This is a genomic window from Novosphingobium sp. (assembly GCF_965228995.1).
In the GTDB taxonomy this organism is placed as follows: domain Bacteria; phylum Pseudomonadota; class Alphaproteobacteria; order Sphingomonadales; family Sphingomonadaceae; genus Novosphingobium.
On sequence record NZ_OZ245852.1, the window covers coordinates 1316846 to 1331352 of the forward strand.

The 14507-nt window shown below is 66.9% G+C and carries 17 protein-coding genes; 13 read left to right on the top strand and 4 right to left on the bottom strand.

Annotated features, from left to right (window positions below; translation table 11 throughout):
* Nucleotides 1-142: 142 nt before the first annotated feature.
* From ACO056_RS06140 to ACO056_RS06170, 7 genes are all read left to right on the top strand, one after another.
* Nucleotides 143-916, top strand: coding sequence for a response regulator transcription factor (locus ACO056_RS06140; protein WP_421853351.1), 774 nt, complete (start codon nucleotides 143-145; stop codon nucleotides 914-916).
* Complete coding sequence (locus tag ACO056_RS06145) at nucleotides 885-2492, top strand: stimulus-sensing domain-containing protein (protein WP_421853354.1); 1608 nt, start codon at nucleotides 885-887, stop codon at nucleotides 2490-2492. Before ACO056_RS06140 ends, ACO056_RS06145 begins: the two co-directional genes overlap by 32 nt.
* A gap of 17 nt (nucleotides 2493-2509) precedes the next feature.
* Nucleotides 2510-2905, top strand: a complete 396-nt coding sequence (locus tag ACO056_RS06150) for an HPr kinase/phosphorylase (RefSeq protein ID WP_421853357.1) — start codon at nucleotides 2510-2512, stop codon at nucleotides 2903-2905.
* A gap of 99 nt (nucleotides 2906-3004) precedes the next feature.
* Nucleotides 3005-3934 (top strand): RNase adapter RapZ, encoded by a 930-nt coding sequence (gene rapZ / locus ACO056_RS06155; protein WP_421853360.1) that lies wholly within the window; start codon nucleotides 3005-3007, stop codon nucleotides 3932-3934.
* 178 nt (nucleotides 3935-4112) lie between these two features.
* On the top strand, nucleotides 4113-4517 hold the full coding sequence (locus ACO056_RS06160; RefSeq protein WP_421853363.1) for a PTS sugar transporter subunit IIA: 405 nt from the start codon (nucleotides 4113-4115) through the stop codon (nucleotides 4515-4517).
* Between the two features lie 2 nt (nucleotides 4518-4519).
* Nucleotides 4520-4825: an HPr family phosphocarrier protein gene (locus ACO056_RS06165; RefSeq protein ID WP_421853366.1), complete on the top strand. Its 306-nt coding sequence runs from the start codon at nucleotides 4520-4522 to the stop codon at nucleotides 4823-4825.
* Nucleotides 4826-4838: 13 nt separating this feature from the next.
* Nucleotides 4839-5642 carry a TrmH family RNA methyltransferase gene (locus ACO056_RS06170; protein ID WP_421853369.1) on the top strand — a complete coding sequence of 268 codons (804 nt, stop codon included), beginning with the start codon at nucleotides 4839-4841 and terminating at the stop codon, nucleotides 5640-5642.
* A gap of 145 nt (nucleotides 5643-5787) precedes the next feature.
* On the opposite strand, the gene rmuC is transcribed toward ACO056_RS06170, so the two are convergent.
* From rmuC to recR, 3 genes are all read right to left on the bottom strand, one after another.
* The gene (gene rmuC / locus ACO056_RS06175) at nucleotides 5788-7311 is read right to left on the bottom strand and encodes a DNA recombination protein RmuC (RefSeq protein ID WP_421853372.1); all 1524 of its coding nucleotides are present in this window, start codon (nucleotides 7309-7311) and stop codon (nucleotides 5788-5790) included.
* A 69-nt stretch (nucleotides 7312-7380) separates the two neighbouring features.
* Nucleotides 7381-7947 (bottom strand): peptide deformylase, encoded by a 567-nt coding sequence (gene def, locus ACO056_RS06180; protein WP_421853375.1) that lies wholly within the window; start codon nucleotides 7945-7947, stop codon nucleotides 7381-7383.
* 39 nt (nucleotides 7948-7986) lie between these two features.
* On the bottom strand, nucleotides 7987-8583 hold the full coding sequence (recR, locus tag ACO056_RS06185) for a recombination mediator RecR (RefSeq protein ID WP_421853378.1): 597 nt from the start codon (nucleotides 8581-8583) through the stop codon (nucleotides 7987-7989).
* 51 nt (nucleotides 8584-8634) lie between these two features.
* On the opposite strand from recR, the gene fmt reads away from it, so the two are divergent.
* The 3 genes from fmt to ACO056_RS06200 all read left to right on the top strand — a co-directional run bounded on the left by fmt (nucleotide 8635) and on the right by ACO056_RS06200 (nucleotide 11485).
* Complete coding sequence (gene fmt, locus ACO056_RS06190; RefSeq protein ID WP_421855327.1) at nucleotides 8635-9540, top strand: methionyl-tRNA formyltransferase; 906 nt, start codon at nucleotides 8635-8637, stop codon at nucleotides 9538-9540.
* 10 nt (nucleotides 9541-9550) lie between these two features.
* Entirely contained in the window at nucleotides 9551-10303 is a 753-nt protein-coding gene (gene truA, locus ACO056_RS06195) for a tRNA pseudouridine(38-40) synthase TruA (protein WP_421855330.1), read from the top strand.
* A gap of 66 nt (nucleotides 10304-10369) precedes the next feature.
* Entirely contained in the window at nucleotides 10370-11485 is a 1116-nt protein-coding gene (locus tag ACO056_RS06200; protein WP_421853381.1) for a zinc-binding dehydrogenase, read from the top strand.
* Between the two features lie 58 nt (nucleotides 11486-11543).
* Here the strand turns inward: ACO056_RS06200 and ACO056_RS06205 are convergent, their stop codons facing one another.
* Nucleotides 11544-12536 (bottom strand): AAA family ATPase, encoded by a 993-nt coding sequence (locus ACO056_RS06205; RefSeq protein ID WP_421853384.1) that lies wholly within the window; start codon nucleotides 12534-12536, stop codon nucleotides 11544-11546.
* Nucleotides 12537-12612: 76 nt separating this feature from the next.
* Here ACO056_RS06205 and ACO056_RS06210 point away from each other — a divergent pair, with 76 nt between their 5' ends.
* The 3 genes from ACO056_RS06210 to ACO056_RS06220 all read left to right on the top strand — a co-directional run bounded on the left by ACO056_RS06210 (nucleotide 12613) and on the right by ACO056_RS06220 (nucleotide 14505).
* Entirely contained in the window at nucleotides 12613-13272 is a 660-nt protein-coding gene (locus ACO056_RS06210; RefSeq protein WP_421853387.1) for a glutathione S-transferase family protein, read from the top strand.
* A gap of 76 nt (nucleotides 13273-13348) precedes the next feature.
* Nucleotides 13349-13714: a DUF1428 domain-containing protein gene (locus ACO056_RS06215; RefSeq protein ID WP_421853390.1), complete on the top strand. Its 366-nt coding sequence runs from the start codon at nucleotides 13349-13351 to the stop codon at nucleotides 13712-13714.
* On the top strand, nucleotides 13711-14505 hold the full coding sequence (locus ACO056_RS06220; protein WP_421853393.1) for a VOC family protein: 795 nt from the start codon (nucleotides 13711-13713) through the stop codon (nucleotides 14503-14505). Before ACO056_RS06215 ends, ACO056_RS06220 begins: the two co-directional genes overlap by 4 nt.
* The last annotated feature ends 2 nt before the right edge of the window (nucleotides 14506-14507 follow it).

Sequence of the window (14507 nt, forward strand, 5' to 3'; positions counted from 1 at the left end):
TGCGCAGCAAGTTGCACCGCGTACAACTGCAACGGGATACCGGCCCCGTTGCCGGCCCCGGTTGCCAGTGACGGCGCGAGCCGGTAATCCCTTGGCCCCCGACCCGCCGTCAGCCAGACCGGAAAAGCCCCTGTCCGAAGCTTTGCAACCACAGGTTTCTTCCACCGCCCGCGCGGCCCCGCGCGGCGATGATCCCCGGGTGATTGCGCTGGTGGATGATGATCGGAACATCCTCACCACGGTTTCCATCGCGCTGCAGGCCGAGGGCTTCGCTACTCGGCTCTATTATGATGGCGCCGCCGCGCTGAAGGCGCTCATCGAAAACCCCCCTGACCTTGCCGTCTGCGACATCAAGATGCCCCGCATGGACGGGCTCGAACTGCTCAGCCGCCTGCGCGAGAAGAGCCAGCTTCCGGTCATTTTCCTTACCAGCAAGGATGCCGAGGCGGACGAAGCACTTGGCCTCTCGATGGGTGCGGATGACTATATCGCGAAGCCCTTCAGCCAGCGCCTGCTGATCGCCCGCATCCGCGCGATCCTGCGCCGCTCCGAACTTGCCCGCAGCGATGCGGCCGATCCCGCCGAAGCCAGCGAGGATAGCGAGCCGCTGCCCGAGCCGATCCGCCGCGGCCGCCTCGTGATGGACCCTGCGCGCCACACCGTGACCTGGGACAGCGCGGCGGTCTCGCTCACTGTCACCGAGTTCCTGATCCTCGAAGCGCTCGCGCTGCGCCCCGGCGTGGTCAAGACGCGCAACCAGCTGATGGACGCGGCCTATCACGACGACGTCTTCGTCGATGACCGCACGATCGACAGTCACATCAAGCGGCTGCGTCGCAAGTTCCGCGCCGCCGACGCCGGCTTCGCCGCCATCGAAACGCTTTATGGCGCCGGATACAGCTTCACCGATTCCTGAACCGGCTCCCCCCGGTCCTGCCCGAGCGGGTGCGCGCCGCCGCTCATGGCGCGTGCGCGGTGTTTCGCTCACAACGCGCATCCTCGCGGTCAACGTCATCGCGCTGGCGCTGCTCGCCGGCTCGTTCTTCTACCTCGATAGCTACCGCAAGCAGCTGCTCGCCGAACGCTTCAAGCTCGCCCGCGCCGAGGCAAAAATCGCCGCCATCGCGCTCACCGAAGCGCGCCCCGCCAAGGCGCGCGAAGTGCTCGCCGAAATCGGTGTCGCGCAGAAGCTGCGCCTCACGCTCTACGACGCAAAGGGCGGCCTCATCGCCGATAGCTTCCGCCTCGCGCCGCCTCCGTTCGCCTTCGCCGATCCAGACCAGGAGGCCTGGTACACGACCGCCGCGCGGCTGCTCGATCGCGGCGTCGATGTGATCGTCGGCGCGCCCAATATCGAGCGCTACCGCGAGCCGCCCGAGACGGGTGCGGCCAACTGGCCCGAGATCGCGCGCGCCCGCACCGCACAGGCGACCGAAGTCTATCTGCGCTATGCCCCCGATCGCACGCCGGTCATCACCGCCGCCACTCCGGTCGGCAGCAAGGGCGAAATGCTGCTCGCGCTGCGCAACGCGACCGACGTGACTCAGTCGGTCCGCGATGCGCGCCAGTCGCTCGGCATCATCATCGGCGTTGCGTTCCTGCTTTCGATCCAGCTCTCGCTGTTCCTCGCGCGCACCATCGTCCAGCCGCTGCGCGCACTGGTCCGCGCGGCGGTGCGTGTGCGGCTGGGCCGCGACCGCGCAGTGGTCGTGCCGCGCCTACCCGAACGCGGCGACGAGATCGGCCTCCTCGCCCGCGCCTTCTCCGACATGACCACGGCGCTGCGCCAGCGCATCGACGCAGTCGAAAGCTTCGCCGCCGATGTCGCGCACGAGCTCAAGAACCCGCTCGCCTCACTATCCAGCGCGCTCGAGACGATGGAAAAGGTGGACGATCCCGCGCTGCGCCAGCAGCTTGCCGCCATCGCCGCGCACGATGTCCAGCGCATCGACCGCCTGATCACCGAGATCGCCGATGCCAGCCGCATCGATGCGCAATTGAGCCGCGCCACGTTCGCGCCGCTCGATCTGGCTGGGCTCGCCGCTGATGTGGTCGGCGCGCGCGGCGCCCGGCCTGACCGCGAAGCATGCCCGATCCACATGGTGCGCGGCGGCGGCGCGGCCATGGTCCGCGGCGATGCGCTGCAACTGGAGCGCGTACTGGAAAACCTGCTGGACAACGCGGTCTCGTTCTCGCCGCCCGGCGGCATGGTCGAAGTCGTCGTCTGGGGTAGCGAGGGGCGGGTCTTCCTCGCGGTCACCGACGATGGCCCGGGTGTGCCCCCTGCCGAGCGCGAGAAAGTGTTCGAACGCTTCCACTCGGTCCGCCCCGCCAGCGAAGCCTTCGGTGCGCACAGCGGGCTCGGCCTTGCCATCGCGCGCACCATTGCCGAGGCGCACGAAGGGACGCTCTCCATCACCGACCGCCCCGGCGGCGAGCCCGGCGCGCAGCTCGTGCTCGAACTGCCGATGGCCGGGGAGGACGAGGAGTGAAGCATCAGGCAACCTGCGTGGCCATCGGGCCCCGCGCGGTGCTGATCGAAGGCCCGCCCGGCGCGGGCAAGTCGAGCCTCGCGCTTGCGCTGATCGATCGCGGCGCGGTGCTGGTGGGCGATGACAGCGTCACGCTTGCGCGCGGCGGTGCGCGGCTGCTGGCAAGTCCGGTTCCCGCCACGGCCGGGCTGCTCGAAGTGCGCGGCCTGGGCTTGGTGACCATGCCCGTCCTGTCCGGTATCCCCGTCGCGCTCGTGATCGAACTCAGCCGCGAGGCCCCCCGCTTCATCGAGGCGGCCGAAAACATCATGCGAGAAGGCGTGCCGATTCCCTGCGTCCGCCTCTGGCCTGACAGTCCCGTCCTGCACCTGCGCGCCGAACTTGCCTTGCGCCAATATGGCCTCCCGGCATGAGGCGGGTGTCGCAAAGCGAAACAATGCCGGACGTTTACCCACGTTCGTTGCACCCGTGCGGTCTTTCCTTCGCGCCGCGGCTGGCGCAAACCACCCGCCATGTCGGCTGAGTCGGAACCCGAAGAGGCACCGCAGCGTATCCTGCTCGTCACTGGCGTGCTCGGTGCGGGCAAGACGACCGCGCTGCGCACGCTCGAAGACATGGGCTGGGAGGCCATCGACAACTTCCCGATCCGCCTGCTCGATCGCCTGCTGGAAACCGAGCCGGGTTCGGCGCAGCTCGATGCAGGCTCACCGCTCGCCATCGGCTTCGATACCCGCACGCGCGGTTTCGATCCGGCGCGGACCATCGAGCGCGTGAAGCGCCTCAGCACCCGCACCGATCTCGCGCTCACCACGCTGTTCCTCGATTGCGGCGGGTCCGAACTCGAACGCCGCTACAACGAAACCCGGCGCCGCCATCCGATGAGCGAGGACAAGCCCGCCGCCACCGGCATCGCCGCTGAGCGCGAACTGCTCGAGCCGCTGCGCCGCTGGGCGGACGTGGTCATCTCGACCACCGACTTTTCGACCAACGATCTGCAGCAGGCGATTCGCGAACAGTTCGGCAGCCATACGCCGCAGCGCACCACGCTCACCATCAGCAGCTTCGGCTTTTCGCGCGGCACGCCGCCGCTGGCCGATCTGGTGTTCGACATGCGCTTCCTCGCCAATCCGCATTGGGACGATGTCTTGCGGCCGATGTCCGGGAAGGACGCGCCTGTGGGCGAATATATCCGCCGCGATCCGGCATTTAGCGAGGCTTTCTCGCGGATCCGCGATCTCCTCCTGCTGCTGCTTCCGCGCTTTCAGGCGCAGGGCAAGGCCTATGTGAACATTGCCTTCGGGTGTACCGGCGGGCGCCACCGCTCGGTGTTCATGGCCGAGCAGATCGCTTCAGCCTTGCGCGATGAGGGTTTTTCTCCCACATTGTTGCATCGCAACCTGGGCTCGCGCGCTGCCGACATGGTCGAAGGCGCGCAGACATGAAAAACAGAGACGCTTGCTTGCCGTCCAGGGGTAAAGGCAGGAATCAGGGGAATGGGCATGCACTGGAAGATGGCAGGACCGATCGGGCATTCAGCCGGATGCGGCGCCAGCCTCAGCGGATACTGCCCAGCCTGATCGCGGCGCATCGCCGGATCGCCCTTCGGAGCCATACCCCCAGATGATCGGTCTCATCCTTGTCACCCACGGCGCCCTTGCCGACGAATTCATCCACGCGATGGAGCACGTCGTCGGGCGCCAGCCCGATGTCGTCGCGGTCTGCATCGGCCCCAATGATGATATGGAGCGCCGCCGCAAGGAAATCGCCGAAGCCATTCGCCGGGTCGACAGCGGCGAGGGCGTGATCGTGCTGACCGACCTGTTCGGCGGGACGCCTTCCAACCTCGCGATTTCGCTGATGGAAGCGGGCAAGGTCGAGGTTATCGCGGGCATCAACCTGCCCATGCTGATCCGCCTCGCCAAGGCGCGCAGCAGCATGGGCGTGCGCGAAGCAACCGCCGCCGCGCGCGATGCGGGCCGCAACTACATCACCATCGCATCCGAATTCCTGGGGCAGGACGCCTGAGCATGACCGAAGACGCCGCCGACGCATCTGTAACCACGGCGCGTGAGACGGTTCTCATCATCAACCAGCGCGGCCTGCATGCGCGCGCCAGCGCCAAGTTCGTCAACGCCGTCGCGCGCCTGCCTGAGGGCGTCGATGTGCGGGTGATCAAGGACGGGACCGAGGCGCAGGGCGGCTCGATCCTCGGCCTGATGATGCTCGGCGCGGCAAAGGGCGATTCGGTCGAGATCGTCGTCACCGGCCCTGACGCGCATGGCGTGCTCATGAAAGTCGCCGGGCTCGTCAAGGACGGCTTCGGCGAAGACTGAGCGCGAGCGTCCGATGATCCGCCGCCAGATCACCGGGTTTTCAAACCCGACCATCAAGGCCGTCCGGGCCCTTCGCGAAAAGAAGCACCGCAAGCGTGAGGGCCGCTTCCTCGCCGAAGGCTTACGTCTGCTGACGGACGCGCGTGAAAGCGGTCGCCTGCCCGAACTGCTGCTGATGGCCGAGGGGCGCGAGGGGCATCCGCTGCTTGATGCGCTCGAAGCGGCGGTGGCGCGTGCAGGCGGCGACGTGATCGAAATGCCCGAGGACCTCCTCGCCAAGGTGACGGGCAAGGACAACCCGCAGGCGGTAGCCGGGGTTTTTGCGGAGTGGGATACCCGGCTCGAAGCGCTGGACCGCGCGCGCAGTCCGCTGTGGCTGGTGGCGCAGGCGATGCGCGATCCCGGCAATCTCGGCACGATGCTGCGCACCGCCGATGCGGTGGGGGCAGGGGGTGTCATCCTGCTCGATGATTGCGCCGATCCCTTCTCGGTCGAAGCCGTGCGCGCGAGCATGGGCGCAGTGTTCACCGTGCCGCTGGCGCAGGCACGGTGGGAGGAATTCCAGGAGTGGCTGCGCGCCGGGCCGGGGCAACTGGTGGCCGCGTCGTTGCGGGAGGCGGTGCCCTATCGCGGCGCGGCCTATGCGGCGCCGTGCTTCGTGCTGGTCGGCAACGAATCGCGCGGATTGCCGGAAGTATATGAATTGGCCTGCGACCTGCGCGTGACGATGCCGATGAAGGGGCGGGCCGACAGCCTCAATGCGGCAGTCGCGGCAGCGGTGCTGGCCTATGAAGTGCTGGCGGCGCTGGAGGGCTGAAGCGCTCGCCCACTGCAATCGTCATCCCCGCGCAGGCGGGGATTCAGAGCCTGCAAACCCTGGATCCCCGCCTGCGCGGGGATGACGAGGGTTGGGTTGACCCTGCGGGCATAATGCCATCTGGGCGCACTGCTGATGCGGTTGCCTATGCCGCCGCCTCGTCGTCGTTCGGCTCGGCTAGTGCCAGCTTCGGGCCACCTTCCGCATCGCCGTGGCGCGGGGCGGTTTCGACCAGCGGCACGTCCTCGATCTCGCGCTTGCCGATCTCGATGTGCTTGTCCCGCAGGCGCCGCCCGGCAGAAAGCACGTTGCGTTCGAAGCTGCCGACGAACTTGTTGTAGTGTCCCACTGCGCTGTCGAGGCCCGAACCGACGCGCTTCAGGTGTTCTGCCGCCACCGCCAGCCGGTCGTAAAGTTCGCCGCCCATCTTGCCGATTTCGCGCGCTTCGCGTGCCAGCCCGTCCTGCCGCCAGACTTGCGCGATCGTGCGCGCGATGGCGACGAGGTTGGTGGGGGAGGCGAGCAGCACGCGCCGTTCAAAGGCGAAGTCCCACAGGCCCGGATCGCGTTCGAGCGCGGCGGCGATGAAATGCTCGCCCGGCACGAACATCAGCACATAGTCCGGCGCTTCATCGAACTGGCTCTGATAGCTTTTCGCGCCGAGCGTCTGGATGTGACCCCGCATTGATTGGACATGCGCCGCCAGCGCCACGCCGCGCGCATCGTCATCCGCCGCCTCGAAGGCATCCTGATAGGCGTTGAGCGACACCTTGGCGTCGATCACGAGGATCTTGTTGCCCGGCACCTTGACGATCGCATCGGGGCGCAGCCGTCCATCTTCGGTATCGACCGAATGCTCGGTGACGAAATCGGTATGCTCGGCCAACCCGCATTGTTCGAGCACGTTACGCAGCTGCAATTCGCCCCAGCGCCCGCGCGTCTTGGGGCCATTGCGCAAGGAGTTGCCGAGCTGCAGCGCGGCGGTGCGCACGGCTTCCTGGCCCTGCCGCATCCCTTCGATCAGCCCCGTCAGTTGCCCGAAGGCATCAACCCGCTTGGACTCAAGCTCCTGCACTTGCTGTTCGTATTTCTGCAGCCGCGCGCCGACCGGCTCCAGCACAGCCTGCAGCCGCGCCTCGCTGGTCTTCTCGCTTTCGGCAAAGCGGGCATTGGCCCGGGCGAGGAAGGCTTCCTGCGCCTTTTCGAGCACCTTGTGCCCGGCGTTCTCGAATTCCTTGCGCAGCATGTCCTGCGCCTCGATCAGCAGACGCTTCTGTTCTGCGAAGTTCTCGGCATCGGCTTTGAGCCGCTCGAGCTCGGCACGCAAAGCCTCCCGGTCGGCGCGCAGTGCGGCGAGTTCGGGGCGCATCCGGTCCGCCTCCGAAGCGCGTTCCTGCGCCGCAGCGAACTGCGCGGCGAGCGTATCGCGCTCCTCGCGCACAGTGCCCACTTCGGCGGCCAGCGCATCATGCTGCCCGGCCTTGACGCTGGCGGCAGCCAGTTCCGTGATCGCGCGGCGAAACTTCTCGTCCAGTTCCCGCGCCTCACCCTCCCGCGCCGTGAGCCGCGCCTGCAGCTCGCCAATCGGGCGCGCGCCGAGAAACCAGCCGACGGCAAGGCCGGCGAGCAGCGCAATGATCAGGAAAACAAAGACAAGGGTGGTATCCACGCCGACTCCCAAAACCGGAACGAAGCGTGAATTTATCCTGACTCTACCGGCGGCGCAAGCCGCAGCTTGTCACGCCGCGCGGCGCATCTTTTCCAGCTTGCGCAGCACCATCTGCCGCTTGAGGCGCGAGAGGTGGTCGATGAACAGGATGCCTTCGAGGTGGTCCATCTCGTGCTGCAGGCAAGTGGCGAGGAGGTCGTCCATGTCCTCCTCGTGGACATTGCCATCAAGGTCCTGCCAGCGGGCCCGGATGCGCGCGGGGCGTTCCACTTCGGCATACATCTCGGGCACCGAGAGGCAGCCTTCGTTATAGACGCGGCGTTCAGCCGAAGGATCGAGGATCTCGGGATTGATGAACACGCGCGGTTCGCGCTTCGTCGGCTGGTGATGGTGGTGGTGGCCATCGTGCGCGCAGGGCACCGGCTCGGCATCCGGATCGTCGGGCTGCAGGTCGATCACCAGCACGCGCAGCGGCACGCCGACCTGCACGGCGGCGAGGCCGATGCCCGGCGCGGCATACATCGTCTCGAACATGTCGGCGACGAGCGTCTTCAGCTCCTCATCGAACACGGTGACGGGCGCGGAGATCTGCTTGAGGCGCGGATCGGGGACTTCGATGATTTCGCGGATAGCCATGGCGGTCAGATAAGCAACGCGCGCGCGACTCGCAAGGTCCTACCCAACCGGCCGCCGCGCGCGCAGCGCCTGCGCCAAAGTTCCCTCGTCGAGGTAGTCGAGCTCGCCCCCCACTGGCAGGCCGTGCGCCAATTGCGTCACGCGTAGTGGCAGGGTGTCGATCCGTTCGGCAATGTAGTGCGCGGTGGTCTGGCCTTCCAGCGTGGCGTTCATCGCGAGCACCACTTCGTCGATCCCGCCCGCTTCCAGCCGCGCCAGCAGCTTGCCGATCGAGAGGTCTTCCGGCCCCACGCCTTCGAGTGCGGAAAGCCGCCCGCCGAGCACGTGGTAGCGCCCGGTAAACAGCCGCGCGCGGTCGAGCGCCCAGAGATCGGCCACTTCCTCCACCACGCAAAGCGCGCGGGCATCGCGGCGCGGATCGGTGCAGATGCTGCAGGGATCCATGGTATCGACATTCCCGCAGGTCTGGCATTCCACCAGCCGCGCCCGCACGCCTTCAAGCGCTTCGGCGAGCTGGACAAGGCTCGTCTCGCGCCGCTTGATCAGCCACAGCACCGCGCGCCGCGCCGAGCGCGGGCCCAGCCCGGGAAGCCGCGCCAGTGCGCTCGCCAGCGCCTCGATCTCTTGCGATGCCATGGGGTGAGAGATAGGGCGAGCGCACATAAACGAAAGGCCCTTTTGAGCGTTATGCGCATCGTCGTCATGGGAACCCCGGATTTCGCGGTGCCGACCTTGCGCGCGCTGGTCGCGGCAGGGCACGAGGTGGTGGCCGCCTATAGCCAGCCGCCGCGTCCGGCGGGGCGGGGCAAGCAGCTGCAGCCCTCGGCGGTGCACCAGGTAGCGGAAGCGCTGGGCATTGCGGTGCGCACGCCGGTTTCCCTGCGAAGCGCTGAGGAACAAGCCGCGTTCGCCGCGCTGGAGGCCGATGTCGCGGTGGTTGCCGCTTATGGCCTGATCCTGCCGCAGGCGATTCTCGATGCACCGCGGCTGGGGTGCCTCAATGTCCATGGGTCGCTGCTGCCGCGCTGGCGCGGGGCGGCGCCGGTGCAGCGCGCGATCCTTGCGGGCGATGCGCTGACTGGCGTGACGATCATGCAGATGGAGCGCGGGCTCGATACCGGGCCGATGCTGGCCACGGTGGAGACGCCGGTGGCCGGCAAGACGGCGGGCGAACTGACTACCGAGCTGGCGGAAAAGGGCGCGGCGCTGATGGTCTCGGTGCTGGCCGATCTTCCGGCGCATCCGCCGGTGGTGCAACCGGAGGAGGGTGTGACGTATGCCCACAAGATCGAGAAGGCGGAGAGCCGCCTCGATTTTACCCGCAGCGCGGTGGAGGTGGAGCGGCAGGTGCGCGCCTTTGCGCCCGCGCCCGGTGCGTTTTTCGAGCTTGAGGGCGAGCGCTACCGCGTCCTGGCGGCGCAGCTGGCCGAGGGCAGCGGGGCTGCGGGAACCACGCTTGATGCATTGCTGACGATTGCCTGCGGTCAGGGCGCGCTGGTGCCGACGTTGATCCAGCGCGCGGGCAAACCGGCGATGGAAACAGCCGCCTTGCTGCGCGGACGTACGATCCCGGCGGGAACGCGCCTTGGGTGATCCAGCGCCCCTGACCCGCTACGCGCTCACCCTCGAATACGATGGCAGGCCCTACATGGGCTTCCAGCGGCAGGCGCATGGCCCCTCGGTCCAGCAGGCGTTCGAGGAGGCGGCGGGAAGTGTCGTCGGCCATGCGGTGACCCTGCATTCCGCCGGGCGCACCGATGCAGGCGTGCACGCGCGGGCTATGCGCGCGCACTTTGACAGCGAGAAGCCGCTCCCCCCCTTCCGTATGGGCGAGGCGATCAATGCACGCCTCAGGCTGGCAGACCAGGCTGTGGCCGCGCTGGACTGCGTCGAGGTGCCGGAGGACTGGCACGCACGCTTCTCGTGCCTTGGGCGCTCCTACGAATATGTCATCGCCAACCGCCGCGCGCCGCTGGTGCTCGAGGCAGGGCGCGCGTGGCGGATCGCGCAGCCGCTCGATGCAGACGCCATGCATGCCGCGGCGCAAGTGCTGGTCGGCCGCCACGATTTCACCACCTTCCGTTCGGCCCAGTGCCAGTCGGCGAGCCCGGTGAAGACGCTGCGCCACCTTTCGGTGCGGCGTGAGGGCGATCATGTGATCATCGCGGCGGAAGCGCGCAGTTTCCTGCATCATCAGGTGCGCTCGATGGTCGGCTGCCTTGCGCTGGTGGGCGAGGGGCGCTGGACAGCCGCCGATCTGCGCGATGCGCTGGAGGCAGCGGATCGCCGCGCCCTTGGCCACAATGCGCCGCCTGATGGCCTCTATTTCATGGGCGCGCTTTACCCCGGCGATTGAGGCGTTAAGTTGCGGAATGAAACCCGCGCGGAGCACTTCCAGCGCGGCAGCCACACGGAGAGAATCATGGCATTTACTGGCAAGCAGCTCACCACCCGGCTCGATGCGGACGGCACCCTGACCGTCCAGATCGTGCCCAAGACGTGGGACGCGCCCACCGGCAGCCAGGTCCTCGTGGCTGTCGAGGCGACGCCGATCAACCCCTCGGACCTCGGCCTGCTGTTCGCCTCGGCCGATACCGCCAATGCCGTCTACACCCCCGGCAAGGTCGTGGCGAAGATGCCTGACAACGCCACCCGCGCGATGACCGCGCGCCACGGGCTCGATATGCCTGCGGGCAACGAGGCGGCAGGTGTCGTCGTGGCCGCCGGGGACAGCCCTGCCGCGCAGGCGCTGATGGGCAAGCGCGTCGCCTGCGTGCCGGGCACGGCCTATGCCAGCTACGCCTATGCCGAAAGCGGCATGTGCCTTCCGGTGGACGATAGCGTGACCCCGGCGCAGGCCGCGTCCAGCTTCGTCAATCCGATGACGGCATTGGGCTTTGTCGAGACGATGCGGATGGAAGGCTTCACCGGCATCGTCCACGCTGCTGCTGCGTCCAACCTTGGCCAGATGCTCGTGCGCATCTGCCAGGAAGATGGCGTGCCGCTGGTCAACATCGTCCGCAGCGAAGAGCAGGTCGCGTTGCTCAAGAGCCTCGGCGCGACGCATGTGCTCAACATGACCGAGCCCGGCTTCCAGGCCGCGCTGACCGATGCGATCCATGAAACCGGCGCGATGCTCGGCTTCGATCCGATTGGCGGCGGCACGTTGGCAGGGCAGATCCTCGCTGCGATGGAGTCTTCCGCCAGCCGGGGCGCCGCGTTCAGCCGTTATGGCTCCTCGGTGGCCAAGAAGGTCTATATCTACGGCGCGCTCGATCTGGGGCCGACGATCCTCAACCGCGCCTTCGGGCTCACCTGGGATCTCGCCGGCTGGCTGCTGACACCGTTCATGGCCAAGGCCGGGATGGACACCGTGGGCCGCATGCGCGCCCGCGTCGCGCGCGATCTCACCACCACGTTCGCCAGCCACTACAAGGCCGAAGTGAGCCTCGAAGGCATGCTGGAGCCGGCCGCCGTCGCCGAATACAACGCGCGCCGGACGGGCGAGAAGTATCTGGTGGTGCCGACCACCGCCTGACAGGAAAAAGGCCTGACAGGAAAAAGGGGCGCCTTGTGGGGCGCCCCTCGTTCTATTCTCACACCTTGCCCACCACGCTCTCCGGCAGGTCCTTGCCGAACACGCGCTGGTAGTATTCGGCCACCAGCACCCGCTCGGTCTCGTCGCATTTGTTCAGGAACGAGAGGCGGAAGGCGAAGCCGGTATCGCCGAAGATGCCGGTATTCTGCGCCCAGCTGATCACCGTGCGCGGGCTCATCACGGTCGAGATATCGCCGGCGATGAAGCCCTTGCGGGTGAGGTCCGCCACGCGGACCATGTCTGCGGCGGTCTTGGCGTCGAGCCCGGCGACCTTCTTGGTCACCACGTCGATTTCAGTCGCAGCGGGCAGGTAGTTCAGCGCGACGACGATGTTCCAGCGGTCCATCTGGCCCTGGTTGATCGCCTGCGTGCCGTGATAAAGCCCGCTCGTATCGCCAAGGCCGACGGTGTTGGCCGTTGCGAACAGGCGGAAGTAGGGGTTCGGGCGGATCACGCGGTTCTGGTCGAGCAGTGTGAGCTTGCCTTCGGTTTCCAGCACGCGCTGGATCACGAACATCACGTCCGGGCGGCCCGCGTCGTATTCGTCGAACACCAGCGCGGTCGGGGTCTGCAGCGCCCAGGGCAGCAGGCCCTCGCGGAACTCGGTTACCTGCAGGCCATCGCGCAGCACGATCGCGTCGCGCCCGATGAGGTCGATGCGGCTGATGTGGGCATCAAGGTTGATGCGGATGCACGGCCACTTGAGGCGCGCGGCCACCTGCTCGATGTGTGTCGATTTGCCGGTGCCGTGATAGCCCTGCACCATCACGCGGCGGTTGTGGGCAAAGCCCGCCAGGATCGCCAGCGTGGTATCGGGATCGAACACGTAGTTCGGATCGATATCCGGCACGCGCTCGTCGGCCACGGAAAAGGCCGGCACGGTCATGTCGATGGGAATGCCGAAAGTCTCCCGCACGCTGAGCGTGGTATCGGGGGCGGCAAGGACGGTGGTGGCGCGGGTGTCGGCCTGCAGGTTGGGAATGTCGGTCATCGCCTGCATCGCCTATACGGGGCGGCGAAAGGCTGCAATAAGCTTTGAGGGGCGCTATTTGAAACGGGAGCAGGATATGAAACTCTACGGTGCCCTATTGTCACCTTTCGTTCGCAAGGTTGCGGTGGTGCTGGCCGAAAAGGGCGTGGACTACACGCCGGCGCGTGGCGGCCCCGGCAACACCGATCCGGAGTTCCTTGCCGTCAGCCCTTTCGCCAAGATCCCCGCGATCGATGACGATGGCTTCACGCTCGCCGATTCGTCGGCCATCGTGCACTATCTCGATGCAAAGTACCCCTCTCCGGCCCTGATCCCCACCGATCCCGAGGCGGTCGGCCGGGCGGTCTGGTACGACGAGTTCGGCGATACGATTTTCGCCGCTTCGGGCCTCAAGATCCTGTTCAACCGCGTGGTCTGTCCGCGCTTCCTCGGCCTCCCCGGCAATGAAGCGCTTGCCCTTGAGGGCGAGGCCGAATTGCCGCGCATCTTCGCCTATATCGAAAGCGTGGCTCCGGAAGAGGGCTGGCTGCTGGGCGAGGCTTTCACCATCGCCGATATCACGGTCGTCTCGATCCTGTGCACGCTGCGCTATGTCGGCCACGGTCCCGATGCGGCGGCCTATCCGAAGACCGCCGCGTGGCATGCCCGCGCCCTGGCGCGCCCGTCATGGCAAATTGTTGCAAACAAGGAAGCTACGCTGATGCAGCGCATCCTGCCTGATCTTGCCACCGCCTGATCGCAGCCAACCGGGCGCCGGGGTGAAGATCGTGTAGGCAAGTGAACGGCGGGCATTGGCGGACGGGAGACTGCACATGACCTGGATTGACGGCTTCGTGATTCCCGTGCCCGAGGCGCGCCGCGCCGATTATGCCGCGATGGCCGAAAAGGTGGGCCGGATATTCCTTGCTCACGGCGCCACGCAAGTCGTCGAAAGCTGGGGCGCAGATGTGCCCCATGGCGAGATCACCGATTTCTACCGCGCGGTGGCGGCCGAACCGGGTGAAGGCATCGTGTTCTCGCTGATCGTCTGGCCCAGCCGTGAAGTTGCCGCAGCCGGCCACAAGACCGCCTTTGCCGATCCGCGCATGGCCGATGCGGGTGACATGACAATGTTCAATTCACGGCGCATGATCATGGGCGGCTTCGAACAGCTGCTGTCGATGGGAGAACGGACATGAGCGTGCCCTGCAGCTTCATCTGGTACGAACTGATGACGCCCGATCTCGACGGCGCCAAGGCGTTCTACGATGCCGTGGTCGGCTGGCGGATCGATGGCCCAGGCGAGCAGCCGGGCGATGATTTCTACCGCATGATCATGCGCGCCGATGGCGGTGCGACCGGCGGAGCGCTTCGCCTCTCGGAGGAAATGATCGCGGGAGGGGCGCATCCCACGTGGCTGGGTTACTTCCACGTTGACGATGTCGATGCAAAGTCCGCCGCGATTCTGGCCGAGGGCGGGCGCATGCTGATGCCCGCGCAGGATATTCCGCAGGGCCGCTTTGCCTTGGTCACCGATCCGCGGGGCATGCCCTTCTACATCATGCACCCCGTCCCGCCGGCGGACATGCCCGATGCGGTCAGCACCTGCTATGATCGGACCACGCCGCAGCACGTTTCGTGGAACGAGCTGGTCACCCCCGATCTCGCTGCAGCGAAGGACTTCTATGCCCGCCACTTCGGCTTCGAATTCCTGCGCACGATGCCGATGGGGGAGCTTGGGGACTACTGCTTCATCGATCAGAACGGCATCGATATCGGTGCGGCGATGCAAGCCCCGCCGGGCTGGCCGCGCAGGGGCTGGATCTATTACATCCGCGTCGATGATATCGACCGCGCCGCCGCCGCGGTTGCCGCCAAAGGCGGGCAAGTGACCAACGGCCCGCACCAGGTTCCGGGCGGCGACTGGACTTTGTCCGGCACCGATCCCCAAGGCGCGGGCTTTGCGCTTGTCGGCCAAAGAGGAGCCTGAGC